The organism is Haemophilus sp. 27098_8_127, assembly GCF_041433495.1.
Classification (GTDB): domain Bacteria; phylum Pseudomonadota; class Gammaproteobacteria; order Enterobacterales; family Pasteurellaceae; genus Haemophilus_D.
Map to the genome: position 1 here is coordinate 294,291 of NZ_JAPWBP010000001.1, position 14,116 is coordinate 308,406.

Consider the following 14,116-nt stretch of genomic DNA (forward strand, 5'->3'; position numbering starts at 1 on the left):
AAAATCCAATCTTTATTTAGCTATTTTGCGTACTAAGATTGCTAAGATAAAGGTAATGATGATAACAGGGAAAGTCAGACCTAAATCGCTTTCCCAACCTTTTGCCATAAGAAAACGATAGAGAACGAAGCCGACAAACCAAACGCCGAGTCCAACACTATCAACTGATTTTCTCACATCATGTTGTTTAAGCACGAAGAAATCAGCAATAAGTACGGCAATCATTGGCGCAAATACTGAACCAATAAAGAACAAGAAATGTTCGTATTCTGTTACAGGTAAGGTTGAGGCTAATATAATGCCCACAATCACGGTAAGCACGGAGATTGGCGTAACTTTTAATTGATGGAAGATATTGTTTAAACTCATGCCGGTGGAATAAGCAGGAAGTGCCGTGTTAATCATGGTAGAGGCGATGACAATTAATACGCCGATAACACTGACACCCGCAAGGGAAAGAATTTGGGAGATTTCAGATTTACCTGTCACTAATGCTGCACCCAAGCCGAGCGCATACATCCAGCAGCTGGTGGCAGTATAAGTCAGCGTTGAAAGTGCGGTCGTTTTAAATGGTGTTTCGCTGTTCTTTGTGTGGTCAGATACTACTGGTAACCAAGAAAGCGGCATGACGGCAGCAATTTCAACTGCTGTACCAAATTTGATATTTTGTGCTACATCCATGGCAATGAATGGTTTATTCGCGACTTGAATACTAAGCCACAACATCAGTAAAAACATGGTAACAAGTGAAATGCTTTTGAAGATACCTAATTTAGTGAAGCCGAGTAGTAGCCAAAGTATGATGAGTATGCCTAAGCCAAGTGTAAGGAATGGAAAGATGGAAGCATCAGCTGTTTGATTTAAGATAGAAATGACTTCAGCCCCCATATAAATCATGACAGCAGTCCATCCCATCAGTTGCATGGCATTGAGTAAAGAGAAAAGGGCAGAACCTTTTTCACCAAATGATATTTGTACCGTTTGCATGGCACTTTTTTGGGTTTTTGCACCGATGTAACCTGCACAGAAAAACATCGAACCACCAATAAGGTGCCCAACGACGATGGCAATTAAACCTTGTTGCCACCCTAGAGGAGCAAACCAAGTACCAGTGAGAATTTCTGCCATTGAAATAGCAGCAGTAAACCAAATGAGCGCAATTGCAAGATTGCTTGATTTTTTTGTTTGCATGTTGTTATCCTTAACATGGATTGTGGTTATTCTGGCTCAGTATATAACTCAATATGTAAAGAGCAAGCCCAGAATTTAAAATAAAACAAAGTGCGGTCAAATTTTTGTTTGTTTCTCTAAACAACATCAAAATAGGAAGGAAATATGAATTTACATGAGTACCAAGCCAAGCAGCTTTTTAAGCAATATGATCTGCCTGTGAGTGAAGGTGTCGTATGTCAAACAGCAGACGAAGCTGAAATGGCGCTCTTTCAGCTGAATGGCGATGTTTGGATAGCGAAATGTCAAGTTCACGCAGGTGGACGTGGAAAAGCTGGTGGTGTGAAACTTGTACATAATACCGAAGAAGCGCGTGCTTTTGCGGATAAATGGCTTGGACAGCATTTAGTGACCTTCCAAACCGATAAAAAAGGCCAACCCGTTAATAGCATTTATATTGAAGAAACCTGCCAGATTGATAAAGAACTCTACTTAGGTGCGGTGATTGATCGTGCTTCACAGAAAGTCGTTTTTATGGCGTCTTCAGCTGGTGGCATGAATATTGAAGATGTAGCAAGAGAAACGCCTGAGCTAATCCATAAAGTCGCCATTGATCCTTTGGTTGGTGGAATGCCATATCAAGGTCGTGAATTAGCCTTTAAACTTGGCTTAAGTGGCGAGCAAAATAAACAATTTGCTGATATTTTTGTGAAATTATCGCAGCTTTTTATCGAAAAAGATTTTTCTTTAGTTGAAGTGAATCCACTCGTGGTGACAAAAGAAGGTCACTTAATTTGTCTCGATGCGAAAGTAGGCATTGATGATAACTCACTTTATCGTCATCCTGATTTGTTAGCTTTACGCGATTTAAGTCAAAGTGATTCTCGTGAAGCAGAAGCAGAAAAATATCAGCTCAACTATGTTGCCTTAGAAGGTGATATCGGCTGTATGGTTAATGGCGCCGGACTGGCTATGGGAACCATGGATATCGTGAAATTATATGGCGGCAATCCAGCAAACTTCCTTGATGTTGGTGGCGGTGCAACGAAAGAGCGCGTGGCTGAAGCCTTCAAGATTATTCTCACAGATAAAAATGTGAAATCTGTCTTAGTGAATATTTTTGGTGGAATTGTACGCTGTGATCTGATTGCAGAAGGTGTCGTAGCAGCGATCCAAGAAGTCGGTGTAAAAGTGCCTGTTGTGGTTCGATTAGAAGGAACCAATGCCCCACAAGGCAGAGCAATTTTAGCCGAAAGTGGTGTGAATTTAATTGCAGCACATAGTTTACAAGAAGCAGCACAAGCGGCAAAAGGAGAATAATCATGGCGATTTTAATTAATAAAGAGACAAAAGTAATTTGCCAAGGTTTCACTGGTGCGCAAGGGACATTTCACAGCGAACAGGCATTGGCTTATGGCACAAAGTTAGTGGGGGGCGTTTCACCGAATAAAGGCGGAACAACGCACTTAGGTTTGCCGGTATTTAATACAGTGCGTGAAGCGGTGCAAGCTACAGGGGCTACAGCAACGATGATTTATGTACCTGCATCATTTTGCAAAGATGCCATTTTAGAAGCTATTGATGCAGGTATTCAGTTGGTAGTCTGTATTACAGAAGGCATTCCAACATTGGACATGTTGTTGGTAAAACAAAAATTAAATGAAACGGGTGTTGTGATGATCGGCCCAAATTGTCCAGGTGTGATTACACCGGATGAGTGTAAGATTGGTATTATGCCGGGGAATATCCATAAAAAAGGCAGAGTAGGCATTGTTTCTCGTTCAGGTACTTTGACTTATGAAGCGGTAAAACAAACAACAGATGAAGGTTTCGGTCAATCCACTTGCGTAGGGATCGGCGGCGATCCTATTCCAGGATCTAACTTCATTGATATTCTTAAGCGATTCCAAGAAGATCCTGAAACTGAAGCCATCGTGATGATTGGTGAAATCGGTGGCTCTGCAGAAGAAGAGGCGGCAGCGTTCATTAAATCTCATGTAACAAAACCTGTGGTGGCTTATATCGCAGGTGTAACGGCGCCAAAAGGCAAGCGTATGGGACATGCAGGAGCGATTATCAGCGGTGGAAAAGGAACAGCGGCAGATAAAATTGCCGCACTTGAAGCGGCGGGTGTGAAGACAGTGAGAAGCCTCGCTGAAATCGGTTCAGCTCTCCGTGAATTGTTGAAATAAAAACTAAAAAAATAGACCGCACTTTGGATGAGTTTTCAAAGTGCGGTCGTTTTTTATAACAAATCCTTATAACTACATCTAAATCGGTGTATAATCTCGTCAGTTTTTTAAGGACAAAATTATGAGCCAATTTTTCTATATCCACCCTGAAAATCCGCAAGCACGTTTGATTAATCAAGCGGTAGAAATTTTGCGTCAAGGTGGTGTCATTGTGTATCCGACAGATTCGGGCTATGCCTTGGGTTGTATGATAGGCGATAAACATGCGATGGATCGTATTGTGGCAATTCGTAAATTGCCAGACGGGCATAATTTTACGTTGGTATGTAGCGATTTATCCGAGCTTTCAACCTATGCAACGGTCAGTAATGTGGCTTATCGCTTAATTAAAAACAATACACCGGGGCGTTATACCTTTATTTTGACAGCAACGAAAGAGCTTCCTCGTCGATTGATGACGTCAAAACGCAAAACGATTGGCTTGCGTGTACCAGATAATCAAATAGCCTTAGATTTATTGAAGGCATTAGGTGAACCGATTTTATCTTGCTCACTGATGCTGCCTGATAATGAACATATGACTTATTCCGATCCCGAAGAGATTCGCGAATGCTTAGAACGTCAAGTGGATTTAATTATTCATGGTGGCTATTTAGGTCAAGAGCCAACAACGGTGGTAGATTTAACGGAAGAATCGCCAGTCATTTTACGTGAAGGAAGTGGTAGTACCGATCCTTTCATTTAACTTATTTTAGACGCTTGGGAAAGCGACAAAGGAAAACAGATGAAACCTATTCAAAAACCAGTCAGACAAGAACGTGAAAAACAGGCGGAAAAACAACCGCACTTTGAGCGTAAAGATCGTAAAAGTGCGGTCAATTCTGACATCAAATCAACCCCTAAAGCTAAGGTGGCTAAACCCTCTCGTCAATCTACCGTAGAAGGTGAAAAATTACAGAAAGTGCTTGCGCGTGCAGGACAAGGCTCTCGTCGTGAAATTGAAGCAATGATTGCTGAAAATCGAGTGAGTGTCGATGGTAAAATGGCGACCCTTGGAGATCGTATCGATGTACATTCCGGTGTAAAAGTGCGTATTGATGGTCGTATCATTAATCTTCAACAAGCACAAAAAGAAGTATGCCGTGTATTAATGTATTACAAACCAGAAGGTGAACTTTGTACGCGTAGTGATCCTGAAGGCCGTCCGACCGTATTCGATCGTTTACCACGCTTAAATGGCGCAAGATGGATTGCTGTCGGTCGTTTGGATATTAATACTTCAGGCTTATTGCTTTTCACAACAGATGGTGAATTAGCGAATCGTTTAATGCATCCAAGCCGTGAAGTTGAGCGTGAGTATTCAGTACGTGTATTTGGTCAAGTGGACGATGCCATGTTAGCGCGTTTACGTAAAGGTGTGCAGTTGGAAGATGGCCCAGCCAATTTCAAAGAAATCAAATTTGCAGGTGGCGTGGGGATTAACCAATGGTACGACGTGACTTTAATGGAAGGTCGTAACCGTGAAGTGCGCCGTCTGTGGGAATCACAAGGCATTCAAGTGAGCCGCTTGATTCGTATTCGTTACGGCAACATTAAGCTGATGAAAGGTTTACCGCGAGGTGGCTGGGAAGAAATGGATTTGGAAAACGTCAACTATTTACGTGAATTAGTGGGCTTACCGCCTGAAACCGAAACTAAATTGGATGTGACGAAACCTCGTCGTCGACCAAAGTCAGGTCAAATTCGTAAAGCAGTAAAACGTTATACTGAGTTAAGTAAACGCTATAAAAAATAGGTGGTATTCGCGATGAAAATGCAGCAACTCCGCTACATTGTTGAGATTGTAAACCAAAATTTAAATGTGACTGAAGCCGCGAATGCGCTTTATACCTCTCAACCTGGTATCAGTAAACAGGTTCGCTTGTTAGAAGATGAATTAGGTTTAGAGATTTTTGAGCGTAATGGTAAACACATTAAATCCATTACGCCTGCGGGTAAAAAGATCGTCGCTATAGCTCGTGAGCTTTTAGTGAAAGCCCAAAGCATTAAATCAGTGGCCAATGAATATACTTGCCCGAATCATGGTGTGTTACGTATTGCGACAACTAATACGCAAGCGCGTTATATGTTGCCGGCTGTGGTGGAGCGTTTCTCTAAACAATATCCGGATGTGAGTTTACATATTCATCAAGGTTCACCGACGCAAATCCATGATGCATTGATTTCAGGTGAAGTGGATTTAGCGATCACAACAGAAGCGCCGTATCTTTTTGATGATTTGATTCAACTGCCTTGCTATTTGTGGAATCGTTCGGTGATTGTTAAACCTGACCATCCTTTGGCAAAAGTGAAAAATCTTACTGTTGAGGAGTTAGGTAAATATCCGTTAGTCACTTATACCTTTGGTTTTACCGGTGTATCTGATTTGGATTATGCGTTTAATCGCGCGGGGATTCTGCCGAATATTGTGTTTACCGCAACGGATGCTGACGTGATTAAAACTTATGTGCGTTTAGGATTAGGTGTAGGTATCATGGCATCTATGGCACATACACCAGCAGATAAGGATTTAGTGGCAATTGATGCGGGGCATTTGTTCCGTGCGAGTATGACGCAAATTGCCTTTAAACACAGTACTTTCTTACGCAACTATATGTATGACTTTATTGAATTCTTCTCTCCACACTTAACTCGCCCAATGGTTGAAAAGGCTGAGAAATTGCGTGATAACAGCGCGGTGAAGAAATTGTTTGATAATGTTGAATTAGAAGTGAAATAAGCATAGAAAAATATAAAAGTGCGGTCAGAATTTAATGTGAATTCTGACCGTTTCTTTTTTACAATAAAAACAAATGTGGCACTAAGTTCATGACGATAACCGTTGCGATAGAAAGCAATAATCGTGATGAGCCAAAGATAAAACCTCGGTTTGTACCATTATCAAATTTTACTAATAAATTTGCCATCGCGGTTAAAGCATAGACTTCAATTACCGTGAAGATGACCAAGTAAATATAAGCAGAAACCACAGAAATATATTTCAACGTAATAAACCAAGGTAAGATAATGCCAATGGCCAAGATTGGCGCCACCCATAGGGTTTGTTTAATTGTTAAATTAATTTTTCGAGAAAAATAACTTTGTAGTGATACAGTCAACAACCCATTCACAAAAAGTGCAATGGGGGAGTGTTCCGGCATACCTAATTTGTTGTCAAACAGGAAAGGGAAGATCACAAAGAATGACGTTGCAATGGAAAGGGGAATAAACAACATCAAATGCACCAATAAAAATTCTTTAGTGATGATTTCTTTAATTTGGGCAAAGCGAAATTTCACTAAGGTTTGCAAAGTTTGAATTTGATAAAATGGTTTAACCATTAAGGCAAAGAGAACCGCTTCCATCGCAAAGCAGACCCAAATCAACCATTCAATATGATTATATTTGATAAATGGAATCACCAATAAGGGCGCAAACATAGACGACATGGAGGTGACTTTTAAATATTTTCCCTGTGATCGGGTTTTCTCTTTGTATTCTTCACCCGCGAGCACCAATAGGCAGGCTTTCGCATTGGTACCAAACAAACAGCTGCCTAAGCCAAAACAGGTGGTGGCAATTAAAAGCAGAATGTAATTGTCTGCAGAGAGAAAGAAAATATAGGCGATGACATCTAAAAAGCATCCGAGCAACATCATTTTTGCCAGTCCAAAGCGGTCACCCCAGATACCGGCTAAAATAGCCAATGCTTGGTTGCAGAAAAAAAGCAACGAGAGCGAAAAGGCAATTTCGCTGTTACTTAATCCTTTCCCTTGTAAATAGATGAAAAATACCGTTTGCATGGAAAAAAATGCAAGGGTAGAAAAGAAACGACGAGTCAGTAAAAGTTTTTGTAAATTCATTGTTTTATTAAAAAAAGAAAAGCACGCGTTTAGAACGCGCGCCAGTAATTGGTTGAGTGCGGTCAAAATTTACGACGATTTTTAACCGCACTTGAGATTAAAAAGAATCGTGATATTTCACTAAATCTTCGCGGCTAATGGCAAATACACCCAGGCCACCATTTTTTAGTTCAACCCATTCAAATGGCACATCTGGATATTGTTCAATGAGACTTACCATGCTGTTGCCCACTTCGCAAACGAGCACGCCATTTGGCGTTAAATAATCTGGTGCTTGTTTTAAAATTTGTTTCGTGATTTCTAAGCCATCAACACCCGAACCTAAAGCTAATTCAGGTTCATAATGAAATTCTTCCGGCATATCTGCCAAATCTTCTTCATCCACATAAGGCGGATTGGTGACGATTAAATCATATTGTTGACCGAAGAGATTTTGGAATAAATCTGATTGAATCGGGAAAACACGGTGTTCTAATTGGTGGCGCGCAATATTGATTTCCGCCACATTTAATGCATCCACAGAAAGATCGACGGCATCTACTTCTGCTTCAGGAAAGGCTTCAGCCGTCGCGATTGCGATACAACCACTGCCAGTACAAAGATCTAAAATATGTTTTGGTTCAGATTTTAAAAGCGGAGCAAATTTATCTTGGATTAATGCACTAATTGGCGAGCGAGGAATAATCGTACGCTCATCCACATAAAATTCTAATCCGCAGAACCACGCACTATTCGTTAAATAAGCTACTGGCACACGTTGTTCAATTCGGCTTAAGACTAATTGTACTAAAGTCTCTTTTTCAGAATGAGTAAGTTTGCTACCAAATAAATCTTGCGGTAAATCGAGCGGTAATTGAAGCCCCGCAAGGACTAATTGAAGACTTTCATCCCACGCATTGTCATGGCCTTGCCCGTAGTAAATATCAGAACGGTTGAATGTGCTGTATGTCCAGCGTAAAAAATCTTGAATAGTTGTTAATTCACTTGCCACGTTATCTTCTAAAATTGTCGCAACAAGTTCTTGATTGTGTAAGGTTTCCATTTTCTGCCTCAATAAAAAATTTGGCTAGTTATACCATAGAATAGATGTGCTATCATTAAGCAAAATAACAAATTGAGAAAAATAATGACAGAACCAGATGATTTCGATCTTTTTCGGGCGGAAACAAAAGGGATTAAACCCATCAAGCAAGATATCTTTGTGGCACCTCGTCAAAAGAGCGGTCAAAAAAAATCCCATTTACGTGATATTCGAGAAAAAGAAGATACACTTTTCTATTTTTCCGATGAATATGAACCATTGCTAAATGAACATGATGGTGTCATCAAATATTTACGCGAAGGGGAAGATAGTCATTTATTGAAACAACTTCGTCGTGGCGATTTTTCACCCGAATTATTTTTGGATTTACATGGTTTAACCCGTGAGCAAGCCAAAATGGAATTGGCAGCACTGTTGTTAGCTTGTGAAGATGAGCATGTTTATTGCGCGAGCATCATGACCGGCTATGGAACCTTTACGTTGAAAAAACAAATTCCACGTTGGTTGGTTCAGCATCCTAAAGTTCGAGCGTTACACCAAGCTCCCAAAGAATGGGGCGGAGAAGCGGCGATACTCATTTTAGTGGATGTGTAAAGAAAAAGTGCGGTCGAAATTGACCGCACTTTTTTACATTTTTTCGATTGTCTTAATGCCTAATAACTCTAGACCTTGTTTTAAGGTTTTCTCTGTAAGAGAAGCAAGTTTTAAACGGCTTAATTTTACGCTTTCATCTTCAGAATTTAAGATTGGACAGTGTTCATAGAATGAGGAGAACACACCTGCCAATTCATATAAATAAGCACAGAGCACATGCGGTGTTCCTTCTTTGCCCACAGTTTGAACCGCTTCTTCAAATTGAAGCAATTTGATGGCTAATGCACGTTCTTTTTCATCAGAAAGCTGAATTTTCGCTTCTGCAAGTGCGGTTGGATTCACGTCTGCTTTATTGAAGATTGAACGAATACGTGTGTAAGCATATTGCATATAAGGCGCGGTATTACCTTCAAAGCTGAGCATATTATCCCAATCGAATACATAGTCAGTGGTACGGTTTTTAGAAAGATCCGCATATTTCACCGAACCGATACCCACCGCTTCAATAACCGCTGCTTTTTCATCGTCAGATAAATTGGTATTTTTCTCATTGATTAATACCGTTGCACGCTCAATCGCTTCATCTAATAAATCTGCTAATTTTACGGTACCACCAGTACGAGTTTTGAATGGTTTACCATCTTTACCCAACATCATACCGAAGTTTTTATGTTCAAGTGAGAAGCTGTCTGGCACATAACCTGCTTTACGCGTAATTAACCACGCTTGTTGCATGTGTTGGCTTTGACGTGTATCAGAGAACACTAATGCACGATCCGCTTTTAAGGTTTCATAACGATATTTAGCCGCTGCAATATCGGTAGTGGTATAAAGGAAACCACCATCTTTCTTCTGAACGATAACGCCCATCGGTTCGCCTTCTTTATTCTTGAATTCATCAAGATAAACCACTAATGCACCTTCATCTTCAACCGCTAAACCTTGTTTTTTCAGATCTTCAACGATAGCAGGTAACATCGGGTTATAAAGACTTTCACCCATCACATCTTTTTCGGTCAATGTGACATTCAAACGATCGTAGTTACGTTGGTTTTGTTGCATGGTGATATCAACTAATTTTTTCCACATTGTGCGGCAATATTCATCTCCACCTTGCAATTTCACCACATAGTTACGGGCTTTTTCAGCGAAGGCTTCATTTTCATCATAATGTTTTTTCGCTTCGCGATAGAATGCTTCAAGATCTTGAAGTTCCATTTCGCTTGCGTGTTCATTTTCCATTTTTTCAAGATAAGCAATAAGCATACCAAATTGCGTACCCCAGTCACCTACGTGGTTTGCACGAATAACATTGTGACCTAAAAATTCAAGGGTGCGAACAACAGCATCACCGATAATGGTAGAACGTAAGTGACCTACGTGCATTTCTTTCGCAACGTTTGGTGAAGAATAATCAATCACGATAGTTTGTTTTTCATTTGCGCTGACACCTAGATTTTGATCTTTTAATGCGGCAGAAACGTTATTCGCTAACCAAGTAGGATTTAAGAAAATATTAATAAAACCTGGACCAGCAATTTCAGTTTTTTCAGCAACATCAGAAAGATCCGCATGATTTAATACTTTTTGTGCAAATTCACGTGGATTTAAACCTAGTTTTTTAGCAGCAGCCATGATGCCGTTTGCTTGGTAGTCACCAAACTGCGGTTTACCAGATTGACGGATAAGCGCATCGCATTGTTCATCAGCACCAGCTGCAATCATCGCCTGTTTAATTTTATCGGATAAAATAGATTGAATATTCACTGTTTTTCCTAATCTTGAAATTGAATAATGAAAATAATCGGCTATGATACCGTTGTTTATAGATTTCTCAAAGTAAGAGCAAGAGAAAATGTCAAATTTAATGGAAAAATCGACCGCACTTTATCAAGAGTTGCCTCTATTTCAAGAAAAAATTCAGCAATTAGCTGCCGTCATGAAAGTGAATTTAGCGGATTATCAAATTGATCATTTAGCTTTAAGAGCAAATACTGAAGAAAAAGCAAAAAATTGGCTGACAGAGTTATTAAAGTGCGGTAGAATTTTAAGCGATAATATCGTCAATGGGCGTCCTATCTATTTGATTGAATTAGATGAGCCAGTTGATTTCATTGGTCAGCCTGTCGATGTTATTGAATTACCGTTTCCTAAAAATAAACAATATCCCCAAGAAACTTGGGAACATATTGAAATTGTAATGCCGTTTTTATCTCATGAATCTGTTGAGGATTGGGTTAATCGAATTTGCAATACATTTTTATGGAAGGAACTAACTCAATTAACCATGAAGGTGAGCGAACCTAAGGTGGAAGGGGAGCAATTGCCCAATCCATCCATTGCAGTGAGTTTTGTTGATAAAACAGAAAATCACGTTTGCATAAAGGTTCATCCTTATACAATAAAGAAAATACTCGAGGTTTAGTGTAATGAAAAAAATTACCTTAGCATTAACTGTCTTATTAAGTTTAGGTTTATCAGCTTGTTCATCTCAATCACAAAAAGATGAAAGCGCTTATAAAGGTCAAGTTATCTTCACCGAATTCCAAGGTGATGATGTAAAATTAACCGTTCGTAAAAACGACTGCTCATACAAACAAGAAGGTGAAACAGAAGTTATCGTTCACAAATACGATTCAACTTTAGTAACTGGTGCTTGTGTGAAAGTATCTGACAACGGTCAAGGCGTGAAAAACGTTTCTACTTGGTCTCCAAGAAACCCAATCTAATTCATTTTTAGAAGGTTAGTTTTATGAAAAAAGTAACAGTAGCATTAGCACTTATGATGTCTGTTGGTTTAACGGGTTGTGCAAACACCGATGTTTTTAGTGGTGATGTATACTCTGCAGATCAAGCAAAAGAAGCTCGTTCAATTAGTTATGGTACAATCGTATCTGTTCGTCCTGTTAAAATCCAAGCTGATAACAATGGTGTCATTGGTTCAGTTGGTGGTGGTGCTTTAGGTGGTATCGCTGGTAGTACGATCGGTGGTGGTACTGGTCAAGCCATTGCAAGTGTTATTGGTGCGATTGGTGGTGCTATTGCAGGTAGCAAAATTGAAGAGAAAATGAGCCAAGTTAATGGTGCAGAGCTTGTTATCAGAAAAGATAATAGAGAAGAGATCGTTGTGGTTCAAAAAGCGGATCCTAGCTTTAAAGCAGGTCGTCGCGTAAGAATCGTTGGCGGTTCATCATTAAATGTTTCTGTTATCAACTAACTTAAACGAAAAAATAGAAAAAAGCGAGCCATAATAAGGTTCGCTTTTTTTATGTTTTAAATCAAAAGAAAGTGCGGTTGTTTTTTGCTTGAAAGTCAAAAATATGATACAACTATCAACCGTTATTTCACATCAACAATAGGAAGCAAAATGTCAAATTTACAACAAGTTATTGAAGCTGCATTTGAAAAACGTGCGGAAATTACCCCTAAAACAGTTGATGCACAAACTCGTGCAGCAATCGAAGAAGTGATCGAAGGATTAGATAGCGGTAAATACCGTGTTGCAGAAAAGATTGATGGCGAATGGGTTACTCATCAATGGTTGAAAAAAGCGGTATTGTTATCCTTCCGTATCAATGATAACCAAATCATTGATGGGGCAGAAACCAAATACTACGACAAAGTGGCATTGAAGTTTGCTGACTATACAGAAGAGCGTTTTGCTCAAGAAGGTTTCCGTGTTGTACCTTCTGCAACAGTACGTAAAGGGGCATACATTTCTAAAAACTGTGTATTAATGCCATCTTATGTAAATATTGGTGCATATGTGGGTGAAGGTACCATGGTTGATACATGGGCAACTGTTGGTTCATGTGCGCAAATTGGTAAAAATGTACACTTATCTGGTGGTGTAGGTATTGGTGGTGTATTAGAGCCATTACAAGCAAACCCAACCATTATCGGTGATAACTGTTTTATCGGTGCACGTTCTGAAGTCGTTGAAGGCGTGATTGTGGAAGATGGTTGCGTGATCTCTATGGGCGTATTCATTGGTCAATCAACGAAGATCTACGATCGTGAAACTGGTGAAGTATTCTATGGCCGCGTTCCTGCTGGTTCTGTAGTGGTTTCAGGTAGCCTTCCATCTAAATGTGGTAAATACAGCTTATACTGTGCAGTGATCGTGAAAAAAGTTGATGCAAAAACTTTAGGTAAAGTAGGTATCAACGAATTATTACGTTCTATTGAAGAGTAATTAAAATACCATAAAAAATGACCGCAATTTATATGACAAAGTGCGGTCATTTTCTTTTCTAAATTGTGAATTATTTTTTTCTTGCTAACATTGTGGCAAATTTTAATTTAATGCGATTGCCGTTTTCATCGGTTTTATGTAATTCGCCCATATTTTCGTTGTATTCTAAGAATTCCCAATCTTTGTAGTATTCTTTTAATTCACCTTCAGAGAACGTAAATGAGAATGCTAATGGACAAGGTACCTCAGGTGTAGACATCGCTGCTACAATTAAGTTGTAACCACCTGGGTTGGTGTGTTCTTGCATATTCTTAATAATGGCTGGAATTCGCTCACGATTTAAGAACATAAATACCACGGTTGATACAATAAAGTCGTAGTTTTCTTGAATATTGGCGGTATTAATATCATAAACTGCAGTCTTGATATTCAAGTTTTCTTTATCTTTGGTTTCGTTTAAGAAGGCAATGCTGTTTTCGTTGTGATCCCAAGAAGTCACATCGTAACCTTTTAAACTTAAATAAAGGGAGTTACGACCTTGTCCGCAGCCTAAATCTAACACTTTACAAGGCTTAATAATTTTAGCTGCATCAACCACATCACCATGCGTTGCCGTCATATTATATTTTTTGCTGAAGTAGTCTTCTTTTTTGCAATAGAAACCAAGCGTACATTCTAAGTCATCAGAAAGGGCTTCAACTCGGTGCCAGGCTTGTGGCTCAACAAACGGAATGTTGCTTTCAGGCGTGAAAATATGCTCAGCAATAACATCTCCATCTTCGGTTAGCTCATAAAACTTAAGCTTACCTTTCAACACCGTAAGTTTGCCCCAAGTGCCCACTTTTGTATTGTGTTTTTCTTGGAACATTTTAGGTAGTTTATCTTTTGTCCAAACCGGCATTTGTTTATAGCAGATAAGTTCGTTTGTCATAATGAATTCCTTTTAATTTGCTTGATAAATAGCTGATTGATATGGTATGGTATTTGGTTCTGTTTGGCAATAAAAAAGGCGACCAAAGTC

General features: G+C 39.5%; 15 protein-coding genes. 10 read left to right on the forward strand and 5 right to left on the reverse strand.

Going from position 1 to position 14,116, the window contains the following annotated elements:
- Positions 1-12: 12 nt before the first annotated feature.
- Positions 13-1,191: a putative hydroxymethylpyrimidine transporter CytX gene (gene cytX, locus O3746_RS01375; RefSeq protein ID WP_371447593.1), complete on the reverse strand. Its 1,179-nt coding sequence runs from the start codon at positions 1,189-1,191 to the stop codon at positions 13-15.
- 144 nt (positions 1,192-1,335) lie between these two features.
- Between cytX and sucC the strand changes: the two genes are divergently transcribed.
- The 5 genes from sucC to cysB all read left to right on the forward strand — a co-directional run bounded on the left by sucC (position 1,336) and on the right by cysB (position 6,141).
- Positions 1,336-2,490 carry an ADP-forming succinate--CoA ligase subunit beta gene (gene sucC, locus O3746_RS01380; protein ID WP_371447595.1) on the forward strand — a complete coding sequence of 385 codons (1,155 nt, stop codon included), beginning with the start codon at positions 1,336-1,338 and terminating at the stop codon, positions 2,488-2,490.
- 2 nt (positions 2,491-2,492) lie between these two features.
- Positions 2,493-3,362 carry a succinate--CoA ligase subunit alpha gene (gene sucD, locus O3746_RS01385; protein ID WP_290915171.1) on the forward strand — a complete coding sequence of 290 codons (870 nt, stop codon included), beginning with the start codon at positions 2,493-2,495 and terminating at the stop codon, positions 3,360-3,362.
- A 121-nt stretch (positions 3,363-3,483) separates the two neighbouring features.
- Positions 3,484-4,107: an L-threonylcarbamoyladenylate synthase gene (locus O3746_RS01390; protein WP_070592197.1), complete on the forward strand. Its 624-nt coding sequence runs from the start codon at positions 3,484-3,486 to the stop codon at positions 4,105-4,107.
- Between the two features lie 39 nt (positions 4,108-4,146).
- The gene (gene rluB, locus O3746_RS01395; RefSeq protein WP_290915165.1) at positions 4,147-5,157 is read left to right on the forward strand and encodes a 23S rRNA pseudouridine(2605) synthase RluB; all 1,011 of its coding nucleotides are present in this window, start codon (positions 4,147-4,149) and stop codon (positions 5,155-5,157) included.
- Between the two features lie 12 nt (positions 5,158-5,169).
- Positions 5,170-6,141, forward strand: coding sequence for an HTH-type transcriptional regulator CysB (gene cysB / locus O3746_RS01400; RefSeq protein WP_049366941.1), 972 nt, complete (start codon positions 5,170-5,172; stop codon positions 6,139-6,141).
- A 58-nt stretch (positions 6,142-6,199) separates the two neighbouring features.
- On the opposite strand, the gene O3746_RS01405 is transcribed toward cysB, so the two are convergent.
- Together O3746_RS01405 and prmB are read right to left on the reverse strand one after the other, a co-directional pair.
- Entirely contained in the window at positions 6,200-7,264 is a 1,065-nt protein-coding gene (locus tag O3746_RS01405) for an MFS transporter (protein ID WP_371447599.1), read from the reverse strand.
- A 97-nt stretch (positions 7,265-7,361) separates the two neighbouring features.
- A complete protein-coding gene (gene prmB / locus O3746_RS01410) occupies positions 7,362-8,306 on the reverse strand; it encodes a 50S ribosomal protein L3 N(5)-glutamine methyltransferase (protein WP_295673371.1) in 945 nt (314 codons plus the stop codon).
- Between the two features lie 84 nt (positions 8,307-8,390).
- Between prmB and smrB the strand changes: the two genes are divergently transcribed.
- Complete coding sequence (smrB, locus tag O3746_RS01415; protein WP_295673369.1) at positions 8,391-8,900, forward strand: endonuclease SmrB; 510 nt, start codon at positions 8,391-8,393, stop codon at positions 8,898-8,900.
- 33 nt (positions 8,901-8,933) lie between these two features.
- Here the strand turns inward: smrB and argS are convergent, their stop codons facing one another.
- Positions 8,934-10,667 (reverse strand): arginine--tRNA ligase, encoded by a 1,734-nt coding sequence (gene argS / locus O3746_RS01420; RefSeq protein ID WP_371447601.1) that lies wholly within the window; start codon positions 10,665-10,667, stop codon positions 8,934-8,936.
- 88 nt (positions 10,668-10,755) lie between these two features.
- Here argS and O3746_RS01425 point away from each other — a divergent pair, with 88 nt between their 5' ends.
- The 4 genes from O3746_RS01425 to dapD all read left to right on the forward strand — a co-directional run bounded on the left by O3746_RS01425 (position 10,756) and on the right by dapD (position 13,095).
- Positions 10,756-11,325, forward strand: a complete 570-nt coding sequence (locus O3746_RS01425) for a VOC family protein (protein WP_049366949.1) — start codon at positions 10,756-10,758, stop codon at positions 11,323-11,325.
- Between the two features lie 4 nt (positions 11,326-11,329).
- Entirely contained in the window at positions 11,330-11,629 is a 300-nt protein-coding gene (locus O3746_RS01430) for a hypothetical protein (RefSeq protein ID WP_005695975.1), read from the forward strand.
- Positions 11,630-11,652: 23 nt separating this feature from the next.
- Entirely contained in the window at positions 11,653-12,117 is a 465-nt protein-coding gene (locus O3746_RS01435) for a glycine zipper 2TM domain-containing protein (RefSeq protein ID WP_049369068.1), read from the forward strand.
- A 150-nt stretch (positions 12,118-12,267) separates the two neighbouring features.
- A complete protein-coding gene (gene dapD / locus O3746_RS01440; RefSeq protein ID WP_005695977.1) occupies positions 12,268-13,095 on the forward strand; it encodes a 2,3,4,5-tetrahydropyridine-2,6-dicarboxylate N-succinyltransferase in 828 nt (275 codons plus the stop codon).
- 70 nt (positions 13,096-13,165) lie between these two features.
- On the opposite strand, the gene tehB is transcribed toward dapD, so the two are convergent.
- Positions 13,166-14,026 (reverse strand): SAM-dependent methyltransferase TehB, encoded by an 861-nt coding sequence (gene tehB / locus O3746_RS01445; protein WP_314788881.1) that lies wholly within the window; start codon positions 14,024-14,026, stop codon positions 13,166-13,168.
- Positions 14,027-14,116: the final 90 nt, after the last annotated feature.